The organism is Dyadobacter sp. CY356 (genome assembly GCF_021440195.1).
Classification (GTDB): domain Bacteria; phylum Bacteroidota; class Bacteroidia; order Cytophagales; family Spirosomataceae; genus Dyadobacter.
Window position 1 is genome coordinate 1,141,266 of sequence record NZ_JAJTSZ010000001.1, and the last position, 26,652, is coordinate 1,167,917.

Here is a 26,652-nt window from a genome sequence, read left to right on the forward strand (position 1 = left end):
TGAAAATTGCAGTTCAGAGTTGGGCCAAAATGAAGATCTGTAAAATAAAATTTATTGGATCGCTCAGACTTGCGCGCACTACTTTCAATGCTTTTGTAAGATGCGCCTCTGCGGTTTTTGGTGAGATTTGAAGCTCCTGACAAATGTCTGCCAAAGAGCGGTCTTCAAGTTTATTGTATTGAAAGACAAGCCTGCATTTTTCTGAAAGCTGGTTGGTCAGCGTTGTTATGATCTCCAGTAACAGTTTATTTTCAATATCTTTTTCAATGGAAATAAAAGGCGTGGTTGTATATCGCACTTCGCTTTCGTAGACCTGTTGTTTTTTCATTTTCGAAAGCGACCGGTAAACCTCATACCTGAGCATGGCCGCCAGATATTGCCCGAGACTGGCGATATTTAAGGTTTCTTTTTTAGTCCATAACAATAAAAAAACATCCTGAGTAATCTCTTCCGCGATTTGTGAAGATTTAACTATGCGGTGGGCGGTATAGAACAATTTGTCCCAATACCTATTGTAGATTGCTTCGAACGCGGCCTGTTCACCCGTTTTTAACAAATCGGTCAATGCATCGTCAGAAAGCTGATCGTAATCTACCATGCCTTTAAGTTGTTTAGCGGGTGCCGGGTTTAGTTATGAATATAAATTAATAATTTCAAGGATAAATTAGATTTATACTTTAATTTGGAATTATTATTCTATATCAGAATAAAGTTAACTAAAATCAGATTAATTGCAATATTTAATTTGGTATTACTGCATATTAATTACCGATACCAGCACTGTTTTACTTCCGGGCAAAAGGCATTATCCAGCTCGTTATTAAATTGAACAAGCTGTTAAACCGATGTTTCTAGGCCTTATTATGGGTAATAATGGTATTCATCCAGAAATGACAGATTAAGGAAAAAAATGAAAACCACATCGTTAAGTCCTTATTTTTGCTCATAAAGGCATTTGCCTGGTACCGGTAGCAATCCCTGACATCATCAGCATCACTCGAATGGCTCAATACGATCACCGGGATAGTCATCAGATTTTTTAGTATCAAAAAATCCTTGATAATTTTCAGAAGAGCCAAACCATTTGCCCTTTCCGGAAGATACAGGTCTAGAAGAATCATATCCGGAGGCTTGCTGTATTGTAGCCATCTTGAAGAAATCAGATCCAGAGCCGTTGACTGATCGGCTGCACTTAATATTTGTGCATTTGGCAGACAATTTTTTAAAGCCAGATTGATCAGATTACTTTGATCAGCATTGTCATCAATCACTAAAATTGTTTTTGCAGAAAGACTACCAGCTGCAACCGGATTATCAAACGCCGGATAGTCATTTAAAAAACAAACGGCGACCGCCTTGGCAATATCCTCATATTCACTTATTTTGAATGGCTTTTTAACGTAAGCATTTATCCCATTATCATAGGCATTTTTGACCTGCTCGCGGTCTGAGGCCGTCGATATCAATATAACAGGGATGTGGGCCAGATCCGGAATAGATTTAAGTATCGTAAGTGCTTCCAGACCATTCATTCTGGGCATGTTCATATCCATGAGCACAACAATCTGACCCGAATTTACACCCATTGTAATCTGATCGACAAAATCAGCGCCGTCACAAGCCTCCCGGATCGTTGCGTCGGGGATGACACTTGTAATAGACTCTTTTAAAAGAAGTCTGTCATCCTCATCATCGTCAACGATATAAATTATTTTGTCAAGCTTCATTCAATCAGATTATTTTCACAGATCTTGGCCGTTGAAAGCCGTCAGGGCCGAAATTAGTACTTTTGCAGCATTTTTTCATAAAAGTCACTGTTGGTATGAAATTTTTGATCAAATAAATATTTTACAGATATTGGGTCAGCGATGCAAGTTTGAAGATTATGAATTGTTGACGCAATGGGGGATAAGCTTTTAAAATTAAAATATGGCAGAAAATTCAAAAAGTGAGCAGGTTTTAGCTTTGGTTGGCTTTCTTCGCTCCAAACGAGAGAGCATTTTAAACTACTGGCGTCAGGTTTGTGAACAGGATGAAAATCTGAACAGTAAAGCAAGTTATTCAAGGGAAGAATTCAATGACCAGGTTCCGCTTTTATTAAACATCATCGAGAAAGATTTGCTTGATGAGCCCAGTGAAAATGATCTGATCCAGGTGGCCAATGAACACGGCCTACACAGGTGGCAGTCAGGTTATGATCTGCATGAGCTGATTATTGAATTTGAGCTTTTATTTAAAATTCTGCTCGATCAGACCCAGCAGTTCATTGAAAGCAATTTAGACTTTGAGCAGCAGTCTGTTTTAAAGGTTAATCGTAAAATTTTTGGAGCTTATTCTGATTCTATCAGAGGAAGTGTTACCTATTATAATAAACTCAAACAAACCGCAGCGGTAGAACAGGCAGCCAATTTGCAAAATGCGGTTGATCAGCTCGAGCATCTTGGGCAAACCCGAATTGAACAGCTGCGCCATAGCTCACATGATCTGCGTTCAAGTTTTAGTACGCTTTTTCTTGCCTCGCAGCTTTTAGAAACGCCTTCCTCGGAGGAAAATCGGGCTGAACTTGTCTCAATGGTTAATAGGAATTTATCTTCAATCCGTGAGCTTTTGTTACAGCTGACAGATTTTTCAAGAATTGAAGCTGGTCTGGAAACTCTTGAAATTAAAGAATTTGACGTGTCAGAACTTTTAAATTCATTAATAAAAACCGCTGCGCCACTTGCTGAAAATAAGAATATTGTCCTGGAAGGGCAGGGGCCAGATCAGCTGGTGGTAAGCAGCGATCCTGTGCAAATACAAAGGATCTTTCAAAATTTAATCCACAACGCACTGAAATATACTAATGTCGGTGGGGTCTATGTGAGCTGGGCCAAGGAAAATGAATCGCGCTGGCTATTAAGTATCCAGGATACCGGACAAGGATTTGAAATCAACAGTACGGCAAATCTTTTGGCAGAACAATTAAAACCTGCCATCAGTACCACGGCTGTTCACCGTGAAAATATCATGGCAGAAAAACCAGCGCCAGCCGGATCTGAGATTGTTATGAACAAGCACTTTAAAGAAAGTGAAGGATTGGGTATTGTAATTGTAAAGAAAATCTGTGAGCTGATGAAAGCTACTATGGATATTGAGAGCAGTCCTCAGAAAGGTACGCTGATTCGTATCCGGTTTCAGTTGAAACAAGAGCCTAATAAAATGGTCAAATCTAATTGAATGAATTCTGAGTAATATAAATCGGCTGGCCATTCAGTATTAAAAATTTACAAAAAACCGCACTGTTTCCAGTTGCGGTTGTATGTTTTTTATAACGAATGATGAAGCATAATAGACTTTTCCTTTTCCCCAAAAATTCAGTTTTAATATTTAAACTGTGTTTGAAGAAAGACTCTTGCAGTTGCTCCGCTATTGAAAGAAATGAAAAATTAATGATCTGGCTGACTACCCTGGGAATTTTCAATTGTACTCATGAACGGCTGCAAATCAAACGCTACCATATTAAGATTTGGCTTTCGATAATACAATTTCCTCCCAAGCAGTAATGCTGTGGCAGGAATTTCACAATGAGCTACCGGCAAGTTGTCGGCTTTGCTTACAATAAATGTTTCCTTATCGTTGCCAAGAAAACGGAAGTCAATATTTTCAAAATAGCTCTTATGAATTGAATTTTTATCCAACTGCCCCAGGAATGTGAGATCATTGTTGAATTGTAAAATCTCTCCCGCTTCTGTTAGTATATAGTAATGTGCATTGTCAAGGCTCAATTGAGTAAACACTGAGTCTTTTTTGGAAAATAATTCATCTGAAATAAATGAATGCATTTTGTCTCCTTCAGGCCTGTCAATCGTATTTTTTTTAGTAAGACCTTCAGGCGAAAATTCATGAATTTCCAGTTTGTCACGATACAAGAGGTAAAGTTCATTTCCCTGGACCATATAATCGGTAAAGTAGTTTTTACGTTCACCCCAAACCTTCATGAAAAGCTGCTGACCGGTAGATGCATCAAATGCAGCAATAAATGGTGTTCCGAAACTTGCCGGAATGCCAAACTTGATCGCATAACCATGATTGATCAAATAGAGTACGTTTCCTTCTTTGAATAAATGTGATTTGCTGGTTTGCTTGTCGTTCAGTTCGGATGTCCAAAATGTTTTTCCATCCATCGAATGGCAACTGATCCTGTTTTTGGAAGCTAAAAAAACCGTATCATTATTGTAGACTGGATTTGAGGAAATTTCAAGAAACATGTTTGTATACCCATCACCGCTATAAGGCACTGCATAACCATAATATGCACCGCCCAATGCGCCGCTGGCAGCACCCAGGGCTACCCCGGTCAATACCGCCAGGCCCACTTTCTTCATGTCTACCTTCTCTGCATGCGATACCCGGTCGATATCCCAGCCATAACCATCGCTGATTTTCACAAGATGTAAGCCTGATGATTTGATCAGGGCAGTTTCATGATCCAGCATTTCCAGGTTCTCCCAGCCATAGCTACCTGGAACATTCCTACTCCAGACCGATTTGCCGTTTTCAAGATCTACCCCCTGCATAAGCTGATATCCTCCTTCCTGCAAATTGTAACACAGAGCCCGGCCTAGTTCAGGGAAAATTTTGAAAGGAACCCCTTTTGATTTCCATAGGGGCATACCGTTATCGGGATTAAGCCTTTCCAGCTTATTACCTCGTTGCTGGAGCATAACATTGCCCTCCATAATTAAGCAGCTCTGCGCATATTTGAATTTCTTTTGCCATTTAATCTGTTCGCTGACAGGATTGAAAGTCAGCACTTCGCCCGCATAGGTCCACATTTTCTTATTGGGATTTTTCTTGCGGAGCATTACTGCAAACGACTCGTCCGACAGTTGGTGTAAATTGTATATAGGCATTCCAAAACTTAATTCTCTGCCCATTAGCGGTGTATTGGTTCTGAAATCTGTACCTATTTCAAGATTGGCGAATACGGGCTGAATTTTGGATTGTGAAAACGTGCTGAACACAGGGTAAAGCAACAAAAAAAGTAATAAACCCTTTTTCATAAATTAAGAATAGACTGACAAGAGAGGTGTTTTGATCTGCTAAATATCGAAATAAATTATAGAATATTCTTGTTTAATCCGACGGAATTTATCTATCCGTGTATACCCTTCTAATTTAATAGGCGATAAAGCTGGAAGTGTTATAGTTAGAGATCAGTATGATACAAACCCCACTTGATACGTGCCTAAATATCCTGAAAAATGAAGGTTTTGTTGTACGGAACGTTGATATTGGAAAAGCCACAGATCTGGATATAAAGCTGAATACTAATTCAAGTATTCAAATTCGTCTCAGGTCTTAAACAATTAAAATATAACTTTGGATAACGGTAAAACCAAGCAACGGCTCGAAATGTCGGACGCCAAAGCGGATTTATTTCGGCTAAAATACCTTTCAATAACGATCAAAATAAGAGCTTTTCACCTTGCCATTGCGTGTTGCGTAAAAATTGTTCCCAATTGATAGTCTTGTTGTTTACCTGTCTGCTCCATAGCAAATCACGATCTTTCCTGAAATAACCGTACTCAACTGCGTATTCTGCCATTCCCAGAATCTCACTGACCAAAAGCTCATTATTTTTAAATTCTGGAAAATGAAGCAGCATTTGATTCCGTGTAAACGCTGAACTATACACAGCTTTCCTTCCTGTAACCGCAATAAAGGTATCAATCATCTGCTGAGGGGAAATCATATCGCCGATTACCGGTAATGCCTTACCGGAATAACGATTCAAATCAGAGAAAATCTCAAGAACAGCTGGCCCTGTGGCTGTAAGTGGATCAACAAACGGCGCAAGAAAGTCTTTTGGTAAATAAAAAGGAAACTCTAGTGTGTCGCCAACCAAACAAGGAGGGTAAAACTCCATTAAATTGGTGTAGAAAAAAGCCATGTAGATAAATGAGCTTGCAATTGGAAGCGTGCGTATATATTCTTCTATTTCGGCCTTGTCGGTAAAATGAGGAGCAAACTTTTTCCCTTTTGTGATTTTATCTACATTTTCAAGACTGCTAAAGATAATGTGTTGCACCCCTGCTTCAACGGCTGCGTCGGCAAGCTGTATGCCCAATTCCAGCTCGTGGATCTGCGGAGGTGCAATGCTTGGCGTCATTAAGAAAACACCATGTGAACCCTGGAATGCTTTTACAAAATCCTTTTTATATCCCAGGTTAAGCGGTGTACTAACGAGTTGAGCACCTTGCTCGGCCAAACTCAGCGCCTCGGGCGAATTTACACGGCGGGTAATTCCGCGTACGCGATATTTCCCACTCTGTAAAAGCGTATGTGCAGCACTCAGTCCTTGCTTGCCCAAAACCCCAACAATGGTGATTAATGGCTTGTCTTTTTGCTTTATTGCCTTATTTGTACTTAAATGAGATGACATATAAATTTTGTTAACTATAAAAATTATAGTTGCAAAACTATTTAGAGCATGATACATTTGCAATAACTATCAAAACGGATAGGTCAAAAACAGCTGTAGTGTGAAAACAGAATGTATTGGTGATTATGTAAAACTAAAAGGGAAAGCCTATCCCTGTACGGTGAGCCTTGCGATGGATTTGATAGGTGGCAAATGGAAAGCAGTGATTCTCTATCATTTGAAAGACACTGAAAAACGTTATAACGAGCTTCGAAAGCAGCTACCGCATATCACTGAAATGACTTTGAGTTTACAGTTGAAACAACTGGAAACTGATGGCTTAGTATTAAGACAAGTATATGGTGAAAAACCTCCAATCAAGGTTATTTATAGTCTAACAGATTTCGGAAGGACATTTATACCGGTCTTGAATACCATTACCACGTGGGGGAACCAAATCGTCTCAGAAAAGGGCGAATTTGTCAGCAACTCCTTTTAGTTATATCGTCACGACAAAGGAAGCTTTAAATGGTTCAGCCGTTAATATCGAGTCAGCGATTGAGCGACGGCTAATCATGGTAAGAATAGCAATAGAAAAAAAGCATACTGAAACAATACAGAACGCAGTTAATGAAAATCTTTATAGATTTGAACTTTGTTAATCAATCCTATAACATTTTCCACATTAAATTTTTTAAAAAGCCTTGATTTGTAGGTACTTATTGTTGAAATCTTTAGGTTAAGATGTGAGGCGATTTCCTTGGTAAACTTACCTTCGATCAATTGATGCAGTACCTCTTGTTCTCTGACAGATAATTGCGAGAATATATCGGTTGATATCGGTGCGGCACTTATTGCCAATGAAGATGAAGAATTGAAAAGCAATTTTTTGATCCATAAAACCAACTCTTTTTCACTATCAACCTTTGATACAAAACCATCGGCCCCTGCCTGTAAATAATGAGAGGCGTATATATCACCTTCCAAGGCGGTAAAAACCAAAATTTTAACCTCTGACTGTATTTCTCGAAGTTTTTTTATCATTTTGCTGTTTTTACCACCTGGTATGTTGATATCTAGTATGATCAGATCGAAGTGATCTTTGCTTAGGTTCCTAAGCGCAGTTTGGAAATCCGAAGCAAAACTCAGTATCATTGATCCAAAAGAATCTTTAAGCAGAATTTCTAATCCCATCTGCACAATCACTTGATCTTCTACAATTAAAATTTTTTCTGCCATGTTAAAAAATGAATATACACCAGCGTGCATATTAGATTCAGATCGTATTTGAGTGCAGATTGTAAATACTCAATCTCACATACAAAAGTGTATCAAAAAATTAATAGCCTACTTCTTTATTCTTTTATCAGTTACGTTAGAATTGATAGAGGAGGGGATCTCAAAAATGATCCAGCCGAATTTAATTTATCGCAGGACTAAACTTTGGATGAAGGAGGGCAAATTCACCCAAAGTTCGTTTGCAGACAATTTAACATTAATACAATACACCGCCGTAAGAGGCATGCAAAGCAACGAAGGTGTGTGTATCGTGGCACAGGGATTGATAATTTAATGGTTTATTAAAATCTTCTTCGATTCTGCTAAGCCTGAGCTGTAAACGATGCGAACGAAATAAGTCCCATTGTCCAAGCTACGCACATCGACATATTTTTTTGCTGGCAAACCTTGTGCTTTTTGTCTTCCATTTTGATCAAATACATCGATCGCTGAAATAGCTTGTCTGTCAGGCGAGTCAATGAATACTTTATCGGATACAGGATTTGGGTAGATCACTAAGGAAGAAGAGCTTTTAAAATTAAGACTAACAATACGGCTATAAGCGAAGGTTTCATCCTGATCTATCATTTTAAGTCTGTAAAGATTTTGTCCCGTAAGCGGTGCATTATCCTTGAATGAATACTGAGCTAATGTTGAACTCTGCTTTAAGGCATTGATGGTTCCAATCTTTTCCCATGTTTTACCGCTGCCACTTCTTTGTATTTCGAAACGGTCACTGTTGGTCTCCGAGGTGGTCGACCATTCCAGGCGTGACACATTTTCATCATTAACGGCAGTGAAAGATGTGAGCGTAACGGGCAAGGCTCCTGACGCGTAAGTATATACCACACATGCACCTGCGCTTACATACGTTTGAACAAAGGTTTCAAGATTGCCACTACCAATAACTGCCACCGAGCTTTGTGCTACGGTTGGAATTGAGAATGTTGCATTTTGTGGCCCTACAAAATTGTTTGTAATTTGGGTTGCATTTGTTACCGACCGAGTATTTGTAGAAAAAGAAGCCTGATTAAAAAATGAGTCACCTGAAATGCCATCGTAATCTCTGACTCCGTCGAAATTGCCTAATTGACCATTCAAGGTCACATCGCTGGTCATTGTCAAAGAAGATCCAACCGGAAGTGTCATAGTGACCTTGCCTGCTGCGGTAATGGTATAACCATTAGCTGTTGCCGTATTTTCTATGCCGATGGTCGGGTGAAAAACAGATTCAGCAGCAAATATCCTTACGTTGAGCGGTACTGGCGTTACCGTTGATTTCGGCAGCGTCAAAACATCGCTCCATTCTGTCACCAGCGTTGCTTTATTTGTGCAGTAGGTTATTGTATTTTCCTGAGCAACCAGTCCAAGACCAAAATTAGAAATCGCTTCGTTGTTGCCGACTGAGAATACATCGGTAAAATTATCATCTCCGGCAGAGCTATTGATCAAGGGATCACTACCCGCTCGCAAGGGGGCTGGGCTAAATCCTTCGGCTGGATAAACAAACTCAATTTGATAGGTTCCCGCGTTTGCTTTCAAACTGTACTGTCCGGTCGCATCACTCAGTGCGGTTGCTACAACGAGCTGGGACTGCGCGTCTAGCAGCTTTACCAAAATTCCGGCAAGTTTCTTTTCTGATGAGGCCCGAAGTCCATTAACAGGTTTTTCATCTTGCCAGATTACACCACTTACAGTGCTGGTTAGATCTGGTGCCTGCGCAGATGTCAACTGGCTAAGCGCAACTAAAAGCGCACTGATAGTAAAAGTTCTTCCAATCATGATAAATAATTTTAGTGATAGAGTAAAAGTATCACTACACACCTATTCGATGCAAGCCGGTTACATCGGAATTATTCAATTTTTGATCATTTCAGACCATATTGACATCTTTCTATATTTACCATAGTAATTATTCTACGAGTGCTTGTAATTGCTTATTGATTGCGGGTTTAATCGTTTTATTTTTCGTATTTTTTAAAATAAGTAAGTCGAATCTCAGCTGAGATTTACATTTATATTATTGGTTTTTTATTATTTAGTGAGACAATAATATATGATGCTGACAAACTTGATGGTCATTCGATTCACTTGGGATCTTTTGTTTATAAGAATGATATATATTCTGAATAATTTAATTTAATTAATTTATTTAAGAGCTTTTCCAACCTTACTTTAAGCCGCCAGCCGCCTGCTTGGTATTAATTTTTTTTATGGATTTCGTAGCCAGGAACACTCAGAACTAACCAATGATGCATTACGTGTAAAGACTACGTTAATACATCAAGCATTGCACCGACAAGCCAAGTTGATGAAGATTCCAATTGCTTTTTATATACAGATATTGTTTTTTAAGGGGAATGGCAGATAGTATTTACCTACCAAGGACTAAAAAGAAAACAACGATTCCGACACTATTGGAGCGAAAATCTTTTGGGTTTCATACCTACATGTTCTTCAAATACACGGGTAAAATGTCCTAAGTTTGAAAATCCCATTTCATATCCTACCTCCGAGACTGAGAGCCTGCGCTCTTTAAGCAGTCTGGCCGCCTCCTTCATCCGGAAGCTCTGGTAATAGTTGAAAATACTTTCACCAAAGATCTGTTTAAACAAACGCTTCAGTTTGGATTTGCTCATCAGGGCTTGCCTGGCAAGATCCTCTAACACTGGAGGCGTTGATAGATCGATGAGTATCTTAGCTCTGATTTGGTAAACCTTTTCAGCATCTATTTCATTAATAGCCTGCATAGAAGTGTTCTGTCTTTTTAATAGCTCTGCAAACACCAAGCATATCAATTCCTCCGCTTTTAACCGGTAATAAAGGTGGTTTAGTGTTTCAGGTATATCGTTCTCAGTAATTTCGATTGCAACCTTCTGAATTCTGGGTGTTATAATTTCTTCGAAAAGTATCGGCTCCTGATTTTTTAGCAGGGTTTGCAAAATGGAATTTTCGATCTGGTTGCCCAACAGCATCTTTAAATCTGAAACATATATTGCTACCAGGATGGATCTGAAATTTGTATGACTGGGATAAAACATTTCTAGGTTCAATCTTCCTTTACCAATTTGCACAGATGGTAAATTTTGGATATTTGCCCGCTCCATGCTTTGATTTGTAGGTAAGAGAATGTTATTAAAAGACATCAATACTCTTTCATGGGGATTAAGGTTAAAATTCCTTTTGATCAAAAGGCCCTCATTGAATTCACAATCTCTAATCATCATTCCAATGGAATTGCCAAGTGAGAAACCTCGGAGATAGCCTTTTCCCTTTTTCTCAGGAACCTTCAAATATCCATTTTGGTAAGTTGCACCCAACACCTCAGCCAACTTATCAAGCACATTTTCCGGTTCGTTTACATTTAATTCCAACATAGAGCTTTTGCGACTAAAATTTGGCCTAATGTAACTAATTTACTCTTAGATTACCTTATACTTTTGAGCATCAAAAACTAAATGCTATTGGATTGGTCGCTAATATGGTATTTGATCAAGCTCAAAGCATGCATTAAACAAATTTTATTAACCGCGAATAACAAAAGATTATGGCTATGAAAACAGGGTCAGTTTTAGTATCAGGTGCGAGTATAGCAGGATTGACTATGGCTTATTGGATGAACCACTATGGTTATGATGTTACGATTGTAGAGATTGGGCATCAGCCAAGGCGGGGCGGTACACCCATTGACGTACGTGGTGAGGCACTGGATTGTGCCAGACGCATGGGTATACTGGATGCGATTAAAAAAGCCAAATTGCCGACCAAAGGATTGAAGTTTATGAATGAGCAAAATGAGCTACAAGGTACCATGTTGGTAGAACAGATTGGAGCTATAACGCCCGATGATACAGAAATCCGTAGGGATGATCTGGTGGATATATTATACGCAAAGGTTAGGAATAGCGTCAATTATAAATTCGCTAATCGCATTACTCAACTCGAGCAAAACGCAGAATATGTCAACGTTAGTTTTGAGGATAAAACTTTTGGTACTTATGATTTTGTGATTGGCGCCGACGGCATTCACTCCGGTGTGAGAAAACTGACATTTGGTAAAGAAGAGCAGTTCACTCACTTTCTGAATTTTTATTTTTCGGTCTTTACCGTTGATGGCAGTTTGGGTGAACAAAATTATGCCCATATGTATAACACACCAAACAACATGGCCACCGTGTATTTTTATAATAAGGATTCAGCCGATACACTTTTAGCATTCAGGGCTTCTAACCAAATAACGTTCGACCGCTACAATATTGAGCAGCAAAAGCAAATTGTGATTGATGCCTTTGAAGGCATTGGATGGAAGCTGCCGCAGCTATTGGAAGAATTAAAAGTAGCAGATACTTTTTACCTGGATCAGGGTTGTCAAATTAAAATGCCTACCTGGACAAGTGGTCGGGTGGCGCTCATTGGTGATGCAGGCTATGCACCTGCATTTCCAACAGGAATGGGCAGTACGCTGGCTATACATGGTGCTTCAATCTTAGCAGATGCCATAGCAGAATGTGGTAATCATCAAACTGCATTCGAAATTTACAATGAAACCTTTCGGCCCATTGTAGAAAAGCTGCAAGCAACTGTATACGATGGTATATCGTTTGTGCTTCCGCCAACCATTGATAAGATTTACGCGCGAAATAAAATGGGAGAATAAAATATCAGGCGGCAATCAATATCTCAGTCAACTTTCTGTTATTATCTTTTTTGTTAGCAATCAATCTTATAACAAAATGCGAATTGAACTGCTTTGTTGACCGCATATACATAGTTTAGGGTAATTTTCTTTTTGCAGGGCATACGCCTTAACTAAACAGATTATAAAATACAATGTAAGCCTCATTAAAACGTGTGGCAAAACTGTGTTAATCCGAGTTTTGCCACACGAAATTGTCCTAAACTAGTGTGCTGTTTTTCTTTCTGAGTTAACACAAATTCTAGGTTAACGCCACCCGAGTCCTGGTGCTACTTGCTCTAAAATAGAAGATAGCAGATGAAGATTGTAATCAACCCCTAGTGTATTAGGTATTGTTAACAGGACAGTATCCGCTTCCTTGATGGCTTCGTCCTTAGCTAATTCTTCGATGAGCTGTTCTGGTTCTGCAGCATAGCTTCTACCGAATATAGCACGTTTGTCCTGTTCAATCATTCCGATTTTATCTCTTTGATCGGATTGCTGTCCAAAGTAATAGCGGTCCTGATCGTTTACTATTGCAAAAATCGAGCGGCTAACCGATACACGTGGTTCGCGCTGGTGTCCTGCCTTTTTCCAAGCTTCTTTATACAACCTGATCTGTTCGGCTTGCTGCACATGAAATGGCTTACCGTTTTCATCGTATTTTAGGGTAGAACTTTGGAGATACATTCCGTTCTCAGCTGCCCAAACAGCAGTAGCATTAGAAGCCGCCCCCCACCAGATACGTTCGCGTAATCCTTCCGAGTATGGTTCCAGGCGTAGTAAGCCAGGTGGGTTCGGAAACATCGGGTTTGGGTTTGGCTGCGCAAATCCTACACCCTGTAGTCTTTCCAGAAATTCGAGTGCTTTGCGGCGTCCCATGTCCCCGTCGTTTTCTCCCTCAGCAGGTTCGTATCCAAAATGCCGCCATCCGTCAATTACTTGCTCAGGTGAACCTCTGCTAACGCCCAGCTGCAATCGCCCCTGTGAAATTAAATCTGCTGCGCTGGCGTCTTCCACCATATACAGTGGATTTTCGTAACGCATGTCAATGACACCCGTGCCTATCTCTATCCTGCTTGTTTTAGCACCAATTGCTGAAAGCAGCGGAAAAGGAGATGCTAGCTGAGATGCAAAATGATGCACGCGAAAATAAGCGCCGTCTAAACCGATTTCTTCGGCGGCAACAGCCAGATCAATAGATTGAAGTAAGGTGTCACTAGCAGTCTGAGCTTTATAAGCCGGATGGTCAGCCCAATGCCCAAACGATAAAAATCCAATTTTCTTCATGACATATCTTTCAGTTTCATTTAAGGATTAGAAAGAATATTGAGTGTTAAAAGTTCCTGGTTTAGGATGCGTTTTGGAATTAGGCGGCCAGTGTTAAGAAGTCTGGCTAAAAAGCCGCACCGAAGATTAAAGAATTTACCAAAACAACAATCCGAATACCAATGAATTGATGGGAGTATACAAATAAAAAGACTTCCCATGCTTAGAATAATTTTACATTTTTACTTGTTACGGTATAATTACTGGTTTACATGCAGGTACCTCACTTTGATCACTCTGCAAAGAAGGTTCAAAGTCTTGTTTCTATAAATCAGAAGGGGCAGGCAATTAAAGATTAGTAACAGCAACCGTATTTTTTCATGTTATATTCTTGTCAGTTGTTAGTCCTTCTCAATGCTTGCGGTTTTCGACGAAATGATCTACTGCGGCTTGTTGTATTACAAGCCCTTTTTTGTAGCGCTCCATGTATAGTGTAAAGCCATTCAAATCTTCATTGTCAGCGTAAAGCTTTTTGCCCTGTACATTCTTGAATATTTTATTGGCAAGGTAGCTAGCCAAGGTTTCGTGCTGCTCTTTATTAATTAGAAAACATGCCAGCACTGCCATTCCCCACGCGCCGCCCTCGCTGGCCGTGGGCATGACCGAAACAGGTACGTTCAGCGATGCAGCACACATTTTCTGTCCGACCTTGGGTATTTTAAACATTCCTCCATGAGCTAAAATACAATCAATGTTCAGGTGCTCTTTTTCGGTCAAAATATCAATTCCGATTCTAAGGGCGGCAAATGCGGAAAACAAATGCATCCTCATAAAGTTGGCAAGGTTAAACCGGCTTTCGGCAGAACGGACAAAAAGCGGACGGCCTTTTGCAAATCCGGTGATGTTTTCAGCTGAATAATAGCCGTAACTTAGCAAGCCGCCGCCGTCAGCGTCCGCTTCCATGGCTTTGTTGAAAAGGATGTTGAAAATCTGGCTGGTATCAGCATTCAAGCCCATTGCCTGAGAAAATTCTGAGAATAAGCTCACCCATGCATTGATATCGCTGGAACAGTTGTTGGCAAGAACCATTGCCACAGGACTACCTTCCGGTGTATTGATGATGTCAATTTCAGGATAAACGGAGGATAAATTTTTTTCGAGCACCAACATGGCAAAAATGGAGGTGCCTGCCGAAACATTTCCTGTACGCTTTTGAACACTGTTTGTAGCGACCATACCTGTTCCGGCATCGCCTTCGGGTGGACATAGAGGAATACCGGCTTTCAGGTTGCCAGATGGATCCAGTAACAAGGCACCGGCTTGATGGAGATATCCGGCATGTTCTCCGGCAGCATTTACCTTGGGAAGAATTTCTTTAATGTTCCATCCGTAATTTTTTCCGGCAGTCAGATCGTCAAAAATAGCCAGCATGCCTTCATTGAACTGCTTTGTAGATTCATCAATGGGGAACATACCGGAAGCATCGCAAACACCAAGGGCCCTTTTGCCGGTCAGGCGCCAATGAATGTAACCGGACAAAGTTGTTATATAATCTATGTGGTTTACATGCTCTTCATTATCCAAAATGGCCTGATACAGATGTGCTATGCTCCAACGCTGCGGTACCTTAAACTGGAATTTTTCGGTGAGCTCCGATGCAGCCGTTTTCGTAGTGGCATTGCGCCAGGTGCGGAATGGAACCAGCAAATCTCCTGCCTTATCCAAAGCAATGTAGCCTTGCATCATGGCAGAGCATCCCATAGATCCAATTCTTTGTAACGTAATTTCGTATTTATTTTCAACATCTAATTTTAACTGACGGTAAGCTTCCTGTAGCCCATAAATCATCTGATCGAGTGAATATGTCCAGTAACCGTCAATTAATTGATTTTCCCATTCGTAGCTGCTGGATGCAATTATTGAAAAATTGCGGTCTATCAAAACAGCTTTGATTCTGGTGGAGCCCAGTTCTATTCCCAGTGAAGTTTCTCCTTTGATGATTGCATGTTTAATATTTTGATTCATAATGGTTTGATTTTTTTTTGACTTACTTATGTTTGATAAAATAGATACAGTCGGAATTCTTTAATAGAATAATCTAATTTAATAATGGTTCAATCTTACCGGAGACAAATGTAAATATTAAATGTCAAAAGTACACTTAAATCCAAATTTTAGTTATTTTTGGTAAAAAAATTAGAATAATTCAATATGGGAAAGCAACTGGAACAGATTACACCAGAATTACAGGCCTTTATTAAGGACCAGAAAATATTTTTTGTGGCCACCGCAGCATGCGACGGATTGGTCAACCTGTCGCCAAAAGGAATGGATAGTATCAGGGTTTTATCTGCAAACCGTGTTATCTGGCTTAATGTTACCGGAAGTGGTAATGAAACGGCTGCACACCTTTTAGAAAACAACCGGATTACAATCATGTTTTGCGCTTTCGAGGGAAAACCGTTGATCCTGCGTCTGTACGGCAAAGGCCAAGCTTATCATCCTTACGATTCTGAATGGAATCAATACATTACCTATTTTCCACCCATGACAGGTGCAAGACAAATTTTTGATATCAAAGTCGATATGGTACAAACCTCCTGTGGCATGGCAGTTCCTTTCATGGATTACAACCGTGAAAGGGACGAGCTGAACAAATGGGCAGATAAAAAAGGAGCAGAAGGTATCAGGGAATATTGGAACGAAAGAAACACTGAAAGCTTAGACGGACTGACGACTGGTATTTTGGAGCCTAATGCGGATTTATGAATAGTACGGCGATTTATTAACTGCCGGTAAATAAGTTAGTGCGCTTTAACACAATTCGATCTTACAGATTCTGGACTCTTCATCCCAGGGGTAATAGCCTTGGGTGATGTATTTGAATCCGAATTTTTCAAAGTATCCGGCAAGATCTGTGGATAGGTGAAGAAATGCGGCGAGTAACGTCGTAAGGAAAACTCTTGAAATGGCTGAAACGCTTAAAAAAGTATCCTAGACCCGCTCGTAACTAATCGTTATTATTGATCCGGTAACAGCGCAGCATGAATGCAGAAAACTCTCTGGCGTCTGGGGCAACGCGTTACTTTCTTAGAATTTTTTCATAACCTTCATGAACATAAGAACGTGTACCGAAATACTATTGTTTAAATCAGTACACTTTTTTGATTTATAAATCATGAAGCAAACCGGCAGCGGCGCTGTTTTGATACTTGTACTTTAAATCGGTACAGCTTCACTATTATTGGATTCTATCGGCATATCAGAGCGGCGTAAGGGTGATCTACAAACTCTGAGGCAAAAAGGGATTATACCTTTACTCAAACCAGTAGATTCAATGTGTAAACCGTCAGAACTCCACCCGGCGCCCAAAAATCGATCATTAAGTATAAAATTCGAATACTGCCCTGTCTAAGCTCTAATGAGTTTAGGGGAAATATGGGGAGCAGAACAACTCCTATATTCTCCTTAAATGAATTTAATTGGTTATCATACAACGTCTTGCATAACAAGATTCCGGCAGTAGTGTTACGTATTAACTTTGACATTTAGTACTATGAAATTCTATCAGTTAAGAACTGCGATGTTTTACTCGGCTGCGCTATTATTTCTTATTGCTTCCGTAGTGTTTATCATAATTCCGCCTGCAAAGCCGTGGGCGTTATTTGCAATTACTTTTTTTATTGTAATCATTCTTGCGGTATTTTATAAGTTAGAAATTACTTTGACTGAAAGGGCTCTGTTTTTCAGCTTTGGAATCGGACTGATCCAAAAACACATAGAACTTTCAGAGGTTTTTAAGGCCGAAGCGGTAAAAAATCCCTGGTGGCTGGGCTGGGGCATTCGCCTGGGTACTGACTACACTTTGTATAGTGTTTCTGGATTACACGCAGTTGTTATTTTTTTGAAAGGAAATAAAAAAAAGTTAATTATTGGCACCAATGCACCCGAAGAGCTTGCAGCCAGCATTAATCAAAATTTAGTAATTCGATGACTAAGCGTCAGCAAAAGAATCTAGCCTCGATTTTTGGTATCTGATAATTTAGTGTCCACCGTGATAAGAGCAGACCATCTAGATCGGAGTCAGGGCGCGGCCTTAGCTTAACTAAGGCCTTGAAGATTTCACCAATCACTATAATATTTCAGGGATACCGGCTATCTGGTTTGAGAAAAATTGCATTGAATCTATCCTTCCACTTTTCAATTATTGTGTACATCACAGGCACGAATACCAGCGTAAAAATCAGTGAACTTGTCAATCCACCAATAATCACCCACGCCATCCCATTCTTGGTTTCCGAACCAGCGTCAGAAGATAATGCCATAGGTAACATGCCCAGGATCATAGCAAGCGTAGTCATCAGGATCGGACGTAGCCTTTCTCTGCCGGCGGCAATCAACGCATCTTTTACAGACAAACCTTTTTCTTTTTCTTGGTTGGTAAAGTCAACAATTAAAATAGCATTCTTTGCGACCAGGCCAAGTAGCATAATAATGCCCAGGATGGAGAACAAATTGACCGTATTCAAGGTCAGTGCCAGAGCAAGTATGGCACCGATGACTGCTACCGGTAAGGAGAATAGTACGACAAAGGGATAAACAAGGCTTTCGTATAAGGCGACCATAACAAGGTAGATCAGTAGTATACCCAGACCAACTGCCAGAAAAAGGCTGCTAAATGCATCGTTTTGGTTCTTGCCAAATCCTGCTTCAATAACCTGTACACCTGCCGGCATCTTTGTTTTCGCTAATTCTGTTTTGATCTCGGTCGAAATACTTCCTGCGGGGCGCCCCACTGCAATAGCGTTTACAGTTACTGAATTGAGCCTGTCCTTCCGTTCCAACACCGATTGGCTCGTAGTTTCGGTAATATCGGCGACGGCTTCCAGTGGTATGGTGGCACCTTTTGAATTATGCAAATTAAACTTTTTTACGTCTTCAATTGTCCTTGTGTTTGAAGCATCCAGTTGCAGATTGATGGCATATTCGTCACCATTCTCCCTAAATTTAGTGTTATCGTTGCCACTGAATGCAAATTGTACGGCGCTTCCTGCATCATTTACCGATACATCATATTGCGCCAGCTTTTCCCTGTTTAGAGCAATTGATATTTGGGGTTTAGCTTCTTTGCTGCTGTACTGCACATAGTCAGTTCCAGGAATTTTCTCAACAATATTTTTGACTACCGCGGCGGCTTTCATAATTGAATCTCTGTTTACGCCTTCCAGGGCCAATTGGATATCAAAGCTTGCATTTCCAGTCATTCCTACGGTTTTGATTGTTGGTTTTACGCCGGGTATGTCAATAATTTCGTCGCGGATTGTTCGTCCGAACTCGGCTGTGCTCATGCTGCGTTTGTCTACATCCACAAGCTGAATTGATATTTCTGCCAGATTACTGTTGGATGAGGCGTTGCTGCCCATCGAGGCACCGGTTTGGGAACCCACATTTGAAAAGACGTTAACCACCTCGCTATGTTTTAGAATGATCTTTTCGATCTGGGCAATCTTGGCATTGGTTTCTTTCAAAGGTGTATTTCCGGCAAGGTCTATCTGAATGTTAAGCTCTCCGCGATCTGATTGGGGAATGAATTCAGTCCCTACAAAGCCCGCAGGAAGCAAAGCGACTGAGCCGATGATCAGGGCCATAACGGTAATGATTACATAGCGTCTATGAGCAAGCGACCACATAAGAACTTTGGTGTAAAACTCACGGAAGCTATCAATCAGCGATTCAAACCATAAGTTTATTTTACCCCATAATGTGTCGTTGTCAAGATGTGTGAGCTTTCCCCAGCGTGATGCCAGCAAGGGTGTAAGTGTAAAAGCGACCAGTAAACTTAGCAGTGTGGAGAAAACTACGACCAGCGCATACTCTTTTACGATATTTCCGATCATACCGCCGACAAGGCTTAATGGTAGAAATACAACAATGTCCACCAACGTAATGGCCAGCGCAGTGAATCCAATCTCATTTCGGCCATCTAGTGCTGCGGTTCGCTTATCTTTTCCCATTTCCATGTGCCGGTATATGTTTTCAAGAATTACGATGCTGTCATCTACCAGGATACCTACCACTAGCGATAGGCTCATTAAACTCATCATATTTAACGAAAAGTCAGAAGCCCACATGAGAATAAAAGTCGGAATCATAGCTGATGGCAACGCGACCAAAACAAACATCGAGCTTCGCAGGCTATGCATAAAAAACAGCATGACGAAGGCGACAATAATTACTGCCAGAAACAAATCGTGGGCCACTGCGTCTACTGACGCCTGCGTGTAAATGGACTGGTCGGAAGCGATGTTGTAGTCGAAATTAGTGGATGCATAGGTCTTTTTTAAATCTTCCATCCGCTGCTTGGCAAGCTCACTGACTTTTACGGTATTGGCATCTGATTGCTTTTTTATTTCAATACCAATCGCTGGCTGACTATTCAGCCGGTTCAGCTGTGTTGCGTTCTGCTTGCCGTCGGTAACCGAAGCGACATCTTTCAATAAGACCCGGCTTCCATTGTCACCCTGACGGATGACAACATCTCTAAGCTGTTGTACTGTCTGAACTTTGGCATTCAGATCTAATGAGTATCGGCTGTTTTTACTTTCTATTTTACCGGCAGGAAAAGAAGCCCCGCTGGAATTGACTGCAGTATTTACATCCAATAAAGAGAGGTTATATGCTTTGAGTTTATCATTGTCAATTTCAATGTTAATCTGCCGCTCAGTTCCGCCGATTACATTAATCCCCGAAACGCCGGATATATTGGTGAGCATTGGTTTAATTTCTTTGTCGATAAAATCATACAGCTTGGTGTCGCTCATATCAGAGCTGATACTCAATTTTAGAATAGGCGCATCATCGGTATTCATACGGCTTACCACAGGTTCATCCACGCCATCTGGCAGAGAGGCTTTTATCTGGCTGATTTTTCTTTCAGCATCGAGCTGAGCCTCGTTGGTATTAGCACTATTGGTCAGTTCCATTGAGATAGATGAGGAACCTTCCTGAGAAGTTGAACTGATTGCGTCTACGCCTTCCACAGACGAAAGCGCATCTTCTAATGGCTTTGTAACGCTGGTCTGTACTTCTTCGGGGGATGCACCTGTGTATGTAGTGCTTACTGAAATTACGTTAGCGGTGAACTTAGGTAGCAAGTTTAGACTAAGTGAATTGTAGCTGATGACACCGAACAGTATCAAGGTAACAAAGATCACCGTTATCAGTAACGGACGTTTTATGGACAGTTCTGTAATACTCATGGTTAATTTTTTTATTGAAGCACGTTTGAAAAGTTTGATTACCGCCCCTGATTTATTTGTGCTTGGCTACCATTAGATAAATTGATTTGTCCACTCGTGACAATCAGCTCACCCTTGCCCAGGCCACTTTTTACTTCAATGTAGTCTCCGGATTCAAGGCCGGTGACCAATTTTCGCTCAGCAACAACACCATTGCTGTATACATACACGAATGGATTTTTAACACCATCAACTAATGCATTTTTGGGTATCATCATCAATGACCGGCTTGAAGCAGTACCCGGGAATTCGACGTCGATATACAGTCCGACTTTCAACGGGACTGAGGCTGCATTGGCGATCAAAAGCTGCACCATGTAATTATGATTTTCATCTCCTTTCGGGCTGATATAGCTGACAGTTCCGGGAAACTTTTCTGCCGAATATGCACTTGAAGTAACCCAGGCCGTCTGTCCTTTTTTGATAGCCATAATCTGACTTTCAGGCACACTGACATTAGCTTTCAGTGAACGCATATTTGTTACAGAGGCGATTACGGTTCCAACCCCTACATATTCACCCAGTACTTTTTGCTTCTCTGTGATAATACCGCTTGCCGGAGCGACAATGTTTGACTTGCTGATCTGTGTGCGCAGCTGTGCGGCTTCCAGCTTTTTTGCATCAAGCTCATATTTGGCATCCGTTACTGCATTGGCGTTTGTGGCATTGCCGGCCAGCAGTATTTTATTTCTTTCGTAATCAGAAGTGAGCTTGGTTATTGAAAGTAATGCCGCATCCAGTTTTTGCCGGGATTCGGTAACGTCAATATTTCCGATCAACTGCCCCTTTTTTACTGTTGTACCTAACTGAATATTTAAACTGGCTATTTTCCCCGCAACTTCTGCTGTAATTGCTGCATCTTCGTCGGCAATAATGGTTGCCGGCAGCGAGAAAGACCCATCGATCGTTTTTAATGAAACGGTATCCACGGTTACTTTAATTGCAATCTTACTTCTATCAACGGGCTTTTTTGCATTTTCGAGCTTTTCTTTATTGTTTGCTAATCCAAAGAAGATGGCTATCGGTATAAGTACTATAACCAGGATGGTTATGATTCTTTTTGGTTTCATTATGTGAGCGTTATTTAAGTTCGTTTACAAATTCAGTAATCGTTCCGGTATTCTTATAATAGCTTAGCTGGGCATTTAGGTAGTCAAGTAATGTTGTAGTGTAATTGGTTCTGGCCTCTTTATAGGAATAATCAGCGTCAAGCAAGGAAGACAATGTGGTTGTGCCTTCCCGGTATTCGACCGTTGAAGCATCCATCATTTCCTTGGCCAATGTCAGATTTTCTTTATTCTTTTTGAGATTTATGTAAGTGCTGGTAATCTCGGTAGCCGCATTTTCTACATTAAGTGCATAAGTCTGTAGATTCAGTTTATTGGTAAGTTGCTGTGATTTAAAATTTAACTCGCTCTGAGCCAGCTGGCTTTGCTTTTTAAAGCCGCTGAAAAGTGGGATCGTAGCTTTTAGCCCAACGACTGAGTAGTCATACCAGTGGGTGAGCGCCGGAACAAATTCCGTGCCGAATGCGGTACCTCCATATTTGGCATACAAAGAAAGCACCGGCAGAAATGCTGCTTTTTTCTGACGAACATCCAGACTTTTTAAATCCAGATTTTTCTGATCTATCTGATAATCAATTAAATTGTTGTTAATAAGTCCACTATTTTTTTGTAATGACAGCTGGCTTACATCTACATTATTGATACTATCAGCAATTGTTATCGGCTTGTCTATATCAAGACCCATATGATTTTTCAATGTGTTTATGGCTAATGCATAGGCACTGTTGTTGGCTAAAATCTCCGATTGCACGTTGTTGTAATTGACCCTGGCACGATCATATTCACTTTTCTTAACAACCCCTTGTTCATAGCGGAGTTTGAGTATGCCAACCATGGCTTCGTATTGCTTTTCACTTTCTTTAAGCAGGCGACCTTTTTCTTTATACGTAAGCGCCTGGTAGTAGGAAGTAGCAGTATTGAATACCAACGTTTCATTTTCTTTGGATACGGTAAGTTCAGCAACCTCTTTATTCACCTGCGAAGTCTTTATGCCGAGCGCGGCACTTTTATCATAAATATTCTGGTCTGCCTGTATGGATGCCGAGTTGCTAAACTTATTTCCCAGTTGCAGTTTGGTTTCTGTTGGTGAGAAACTCCCAGCCGGGATCACGTTGGTCTGAAGTTTCAGATTGTAGTCAAGGCCTATACTGCCCGACACTGATGGCAGAAATGCAGCTTTGCTTTCTCTGACCTTTTGCGCAGCTGACTGAGCGGAATATTTATAGATCGCTCCATTGGGGTGATGCTGTAATGTATACTCGATACAGCTTTTAAGTGATAATGTTTGGTCCTGGGACCTAGCCTGGAATGATACAATCATCATGGTTAATGCGGTCAAGATGCATTTGCTCACCGAATAAATACTCATTTTTTCTTTAGTTGATTAATAAGAAAGTTGATTAAGTCAATTATTAGGTCAAAAAAATTTAGGATACCTTTGATTTCATTTTATCCAGAACCGAGCTGAAAACTTCCAGATCTTCCGAGGAAATGTCCTCTAGCAGTCCGTTGAAAATGTCAGCCTCGATTTGTCTGAATGTCTCGACTTTTTTAACGCCAGCCGGGGTAAGAACAATTGCTTTTCTTCTTCTGTCCTCGTTGTCCGGAACACGTACAACCAGATTTAGTTTTTCCAAAACATCAATCTGCCTAAGCACGCCGGATTTATCCTTTTTCATAATATTTGCAAGATCATGTTGAATAATATCATCTCGTCCGTATAATATATTGAGAAGGAAAAAATATTCCATAGACAGTGGTGTTTCATCACCCGACAGGGCCTCATCAATGCGCTTTCCGATGGACTTGATTAATTCCCCCATTTTAAGACCAATGTTCATAGCGAATGCTTATCTATTCAACTTCCAAAAGCAAAGATACTAATAATGTTGATAAAGTCAACTATCTTAATTTGCAAGTATTATTTTTTTAGTTTTGAGAGCCTGGCATATTTCAAACAATTAAGTTTACCATAAGTGTACATATATTGATTCGGGGCAATCTGGTATTTTAGTATATAAGAGCCTGGCGCGTCATTTGGATCGATATCGTGCTTGTAGCGATCTGTATGTTCGGTCATTTATATCTCCATGGAATTTCGAGAATATACCTGTTATTCCGCCTAATAATTTGGAAAGATTTTTTTTGATTCTTGTAGTTTTCTCACTACGCAGCATTTTTTAAATATTCCTGCTGTTTTCAAAGTAATAATACATAGGTTTGCGTTTAAGAAGCTTTTTAAATAACTATTAAATTTAAATTTGGGTAAATTTTAATCCCTTACTCCGGTGATCTACTGCGATTGCCAGATTCATAAGAAATATTTAAGTCCAACTTTCTGTTAGCATGTTTAAGAAACTTACCACTCCAACAATGACTGAAGTTAAATCGAAACCTAATAGTACTACCGAGCTTAGAGGCTGCTTGCCGGTAGATCTAACAACCCTATATACTTATTTGCAACCCGGTAAGACAAATGCTCCCACTGAGTAAACAACACTAGGATAGCTATTGCGAGCAAAGCGGAATTGTTATTCAACCAAAAGCCTTTTAAAGGAGAAGGTCGAAAGTTAGGTAGCTACGATTTAGCCCGGTTATTAAATAAGCATGTTTCCTTAAATGGTTTGATGCCAAATTTACCGGTCTACAATGATTCTATACCGGATATACTCACACAATGGGTTTATGTCTTCAATTATTCTAAGTGCGAATAATCATTGAAAATGCCTGTAATGGAAAGAATCCGGTATCGAAACTGACCAATCGGGCATTTGATTTGTCGCATGACAATGAATGATATCAAAGTTTATTTGCATGAAAATTCAAACATTAGAACAACTAAGAATTTCCTTCTACGCGCATAGACTTAAAATCTTACGTGGATTGCTGGTTGCCATTGCGATGCCATTGCTTGTTTTGCCATCACGCATTGAAAGACCAGAATTTGAAACCCAGTTTAATTTAATTGGCTCGGAGGCTTCCATATTTTTGGTAGGGCTTTGCATGTGGGTAATAAGCGTAATGCTTTTGACCGGGGTTAATGGTAAACATCGGCTGGTAAAGATAATTATATGCGTTCTACTGTGCATGGTGCTGTCCACAATTATCTATGAGCTATCTCCTTTTGAGGATTATCCTATTTATTCTTTGAAAAAAAGAGAATGGCCTTACCGGGTGACGCGTATGATGCTTAGAGGTTTGTTTATGGCAGGCTTTGTGATCCCTGCGTTTTATTATTTTGAGAACCGCGATAAGCGCAAAAAAGCGGTACGGGACATGGAGCGCTTAAAGCAGGAGAACCTGGCAATCCAGCTCACTGCTTTAAGGCAGCAAATAAATCCGCACTTTCTATTTAATGCTTTAAACGTGCTAAAATCAGGTGCTAATGAAGAGTGGGTAAAGAATTACGTAATCAAACTTTCTGACATTTACCGGTATATTCTCACACACCAGAATGATCAGAATCTTGTTAGCGTGGCCATAGAGCTCGAGTTCATTCATGCATACAATTTTGTTTTGCAGGAACGTTTTGGTGAAGGTCTGTCTATTGTAACGGATCTGGGGCCAGAAGTGGAAGATAAACAGATCCCAATACTTGCTTTGCAGGTCCTTGTCGAAAATGCTGTTAAACACAATATTATTTCTGCCTCAAAGCCCTTGAAGATCCAGATTTTTAGCGACGAGGATTATATTACCGTAAGAAATAACTTGCAGCCAAGATCCAAAGGCTGGGAGTATAGCGAAAGTTTGGGGACTGGTCTTCTCAATCTTCAGGATCGCTATGAATTGCTGAGTGAAATGGGTATTTCCGTTAATGAAGATGCTAACTTTTTTACAGTGAGAATCCCGATGATTTATGATAAATGTGTTGTTGCTTGAAGATGAATACAAGGCCGCTCAGGAAACAAAAGTTCTTTTAGAAGCGATGAGTGAACAGGTTAGCGTATGCGGGATTTTGCAGACGGTGGAAGAGGCTGTTGACTGGTTTAACAAAAATGAGATGCCACACCTTATTCTGTCTGATATACAACTGGGTGATGGTTTATGTTTTGACATTTTTACCCAGGTGCAGGTTACGGCGCCCATCATTTTTTGCACAGCTTATGACGATTTTGCATTACGGGCATTTGAAAATAATGGGATTGACTATTTACTGAAACCTGTTAAAAAGCAGGATCTTGAAAAAAGCTTCAACAAGCTCCATCAGTATAGCAGGCTTTGGGCGCTGCCCGAACATGCAAATCGGTTTAACAATATGCTGCAATCTTTTAAACCGGTATATAAAACAGTGCTTTCGGTTTATCTTGGAGACAGGATCATGCCTGTACCAGTTGCTGAAATTAATTATTTCTACACCAATAAGACAGTAGTCGTTTACCATCACGGACAAACTTTTGAGATCAGAACGACCCTGGACCGTCTGGCGGCTCAGCTTGACCCAGAGTTATTCTACCGTGCGAACCGTCAGTTCATTATTTCAAAACATGATATTGAAGCAGTCAAATATATTGATGCTAGAAAACTGGAAGTCATTTTGAAGTCAGAAACTCCTGAAAAAATAATTATTAGCAAATCCAAGTCCGCCCAATTTGTGAAATGGCTTAAGTAATGGTTTCAAAATAGATTTAGGCCGGCTGGTTGTTTTCTGATGGTCCGTGTTTA

20 protein-coding genes are annotated in these 26,652 nt (G+C 40.3%); 7 read left to right on the plus strand and 13 right to left on the minus strand.

Features of this window, described 5'->3' with window-relative positions:
* Positions 1-13 precede the first annotated feature (13 nt).
* Positions 14-598 carry an RNA polymerase sigma factor gene (locus LXL81_RS04770; RefSeq protein ID WP_234645564.1) on the minus strand — a complete coding sequence of 195 codons (585 nt, stop codon included), beginning with the start codon at positions 596-598 and terminating at the stop codon, positions 14-16.
* A 253-nt stretch (positions 599-851) separates the two neighbouring features.
* Positions 852-1,727, minus strand: coding sequence for a response regulator (locus tag LXL81_RS04775; RefSeq protein WP_234645565.1), 876 nt, complete (start codon positions 1,725-1,727; stop codon positions 852-854).
* Between the two features lie 202 nt (positions 1,728-1,929).
* On the opposite strand from LXL81_RS04775, the gene LXL81_RS04780 reads away from it, so the two are divergent.
* Complete coding sequence (locus tag LXL81_RS04780) at positions 1,930-3,216, plus strand: sensor histidine kinase (protein ID WP_234645566.1); 1,287 nt, start codon at positions 1,930-1,932, stop codon at positions 3,214-3,216.
* 209 nt (positions 3,217-3,425) lie between these two features.
* Here LXL81_RS04780 and LXL81_RS04785 read toward each other — a convergent pair whose 3' ends face one another.
* A complete protein-coding gene (locus tag LXL81_RS04785; protein WP_234645567.1) occupies positions 3,426-5,042 on the minus strand; it encodes a hypothetical protein in 1,617 nt (538 codons plus the stop codon).
* Positions 5,043-5,446: 404 nt separating this feature from the next.
* A complete protein-coding gene (locus LXL81_RS04790; protein WP_234645568.1) occupies positions 5,447-6,424 on the minus strand; it encodes an NmrA/HSCARG family protein in 978 nt (325 codons plus the stop codon).
* A gap of 100 nt (positions 6,425-6,524) precedes the next feature.
* Here LXL81_RS04790 and LXL81_RS04795 point away from each other — a divergent pair, with 100 nt between their 5' ends.
* Entirely contained in the window at positions 6,525-6,902 is a 378-nt protein-coding gene (locus tag LXL81_RS04795) for a helix-turn-helix domain-containing protein (RefSeq protein ID WP_234645569.1), read from the plus strand.
* Between the two features lie 128 nt (positions 6,903-7,030).
* Here LXL81_RS04795 and LXL81_RS04800 read toward each other — a convergent pair whose 3' ends face one another.
* The 3 genes from LXL81_RS04800 to LXL81_RS04810 form a co-directional block, all read right to left on the minus strand.
* Positions 7,031-7,642, minus strand: a complete 612-nt coding sequence (locus LXL81_RS04800; RefSeq protein ID WP_234645570.1) for a response regulator transcription factor — start codon at positions 7,640-7,642, stop codon at positions 7,031-7,033.
* Positions 7,643-7,972: 330 nt separating this feature from the next.
* Positions 7,973-9,463, minus strand: a complete 1,491-nt coding sequence (locus LXL81_RS04805) for a choice-of-anchor E domain-containing protein (protein ID WP_234645571.1) — start codon at positions 9,461-9,463, stop codon at positions 7,973-7,975.
* 632 nt (positions 9,464-10,095) lie between these two features.
* Entirely contained in the window at positions 10,096-11,058 is a 963-nt protein-coding gene (locus LXL81_RS04810; protein WP_234645572.1) for a helix-turn-helix transcriptional regulator, read from the minus strand.
* Positions 11,059-11,234: 176 nt separating this feature from the next.
* Between LXL81_RS04810 and LXL81_RS04815 the strand changes: the two genes are divergently transcribed.
* Positions 11,235-12,338, plus strand: coding sequence for an FAD-dependent monooxygenase (locus LXL81_RS04815; protein ID WP_234645573.1), 1,104 nt, complete (start codon positions 11,235-11,237; stop codon positions 12,336-12,338).
* 285 nt (positions 12,339-12,623) lie between these two features.
* On the opposite strand, the gene LXL81_RS04820 is transcribed toward LXL81_RS04815, so the two are convergent.
* Together LXL81_RS04820 and LXL81_RS04825 are read right to left on the minus strand one after the other, a co-directional pair.
* Positions 12,624-13,646: an LLM class flavin-dependent oxidoreductase gene (locus LXL81_RS04820; protein WP_234645574.1), complete on the minus strand. Its 1,023-nt coding sequence runs from the start codon at positions 13,644-13,646 to the stop codon at positions 12,624-12,626.
* Between the two features lie 390 nt (positions 13,647-14,036).
* Positions 14,037-15,650 (minus strand): xylulokinase, encoded by a 1,614-nt coding sequence (locus LXL81_RS04825; protein WP_234645575.1) that lies wholly within the window; start codon positions 15,648-15,650, stop codon positions 14,037-14,039.
* Between the two features lie 186 nt (positions 15,651-15,836).
* Between LXL81_RS04825 and LXL81_RS04830 the strand changes: the two genes are divergently transcribed.
* Positions 15,837-16,394: a pyridoxamine 5'-phosphate oxidase family protein gene (locus tag LXL81_RS04830; protein ID WP_234645576.1), complete on the plus strand. Its 558-nt coding sequence runs from the start codon at positions 15,837-15,839 to the stop codon at positions 16,392-16,394.
* A 787-nt stretch (positions 16,395-17,181) separates the two neighbouring features.
* Complete coding sequence (locus LXL81_RS04835; RefSeq protein WP_234645577.1) at positions 17,182-17,619, plus strand: hypothetical protein; 438 nt, start codon at positions 17,182-17,184, stop codon at positions 17,617-17,619.
* A gap of 148 nt (positions 17,620-17,767) precedes the next feature.
* Here LXL81_RS04835 and LXL81_RS04840 read toward each other — a convergent pair whose 3' ends face one another.
* The 4 genes from LXL81_RS04840 to LXL81_RS04855 all read right to left on the minus strand — a co-directional run bounded on the left by LXL81_RS04840 (position 17,768) and on the right by LXL81_RS04855 (position 23,831).
* Positions 17,768-20,884: an efflux RND transporter permease subunit gene (locus tag LXL81_RS04840; RefSeq protein ID WP_234645578.1), complete on the minus strand. Its 3,117-nt coding sequence runs from the start codon at positions 20,882-20,884 to the stop codon at positions 17,768-17,770.
* A 38-nt stretch (positions 20,885-20,922) separates the two neighbouring features.
* Positions 20,923-21,993 (minus strand): efflux RND transporter periplasmic adaptor subunit, encoded by a 1,071-nt coding sequence (locus tag LXL81_RS04845; RefSeq protein ID WP_234645579.1) that lies wholly within the window; start codon positions 21,991-21,993, stop codon positions 20,923-20,925.
* 10 nt (positions 21,994-22,003) lie between these two features.
* A complete protein-coding gene (locus LXL81_RS04850) occupies positions 22,004-23,314 on the minus strand; it encodes a TolC family protein (protein WP_234645580.1) in 1,311 nt (436 codons plus the stop codon).
* Between the two features lie 103 nt (positions 23,315-23,417).
* Positions 23,418-23,831 carry a MarR family winged helix-turn-helix transcriptional regulator gene (locus tag LXL81_RS04855; RefSeq protein ID WP_234645581.1) on the minus strand — a complete coding sequence of 138 codons (414 nt, stop codon included), beginning with the start codon at positions 23,829-23,831 and terminating at the stop codon, positions 23,418-23,420.
* A gap of 973 nt (positions 23,832-24,804) precedes the next feature.
* Between LXL81_RS04855 and LXL81_RS04860 the strand changes: the two genes are divergently transcribed.
* Together LXL81_RS04860 and LXL81_RS04865 are read left to right on the plus strand one after the other, a co-directional pair.
* The gene (locus tag LXL81_RS04860; RefSeq protein WP_234645582.1) at positions 24,805-25,869 is read left to right on the plus strand and encodes a sensor histidine kinase; all 1,065 of its coding nucleotides are present in this window, start codon (positions 24,805-24,807) and stop codon (positions 25,867-25,869) included.
* A complete protein-coding gene (locus tag LXL81_RS04865) occupies positions 25,847-26,599 on the plus strand; it encodes a LytTR family DNA-binding domain-containing protein (protein WP_234645583.1) in 753 nt (250 codons plus the stop codon). The genes LXL81_RS04860 and LXL81_RS04865 overlap by 23 nt, the downstream gene beginning before the upstream one ends.
* Positions 26,600-26,652: the final 53 nt, after the last annotated feature.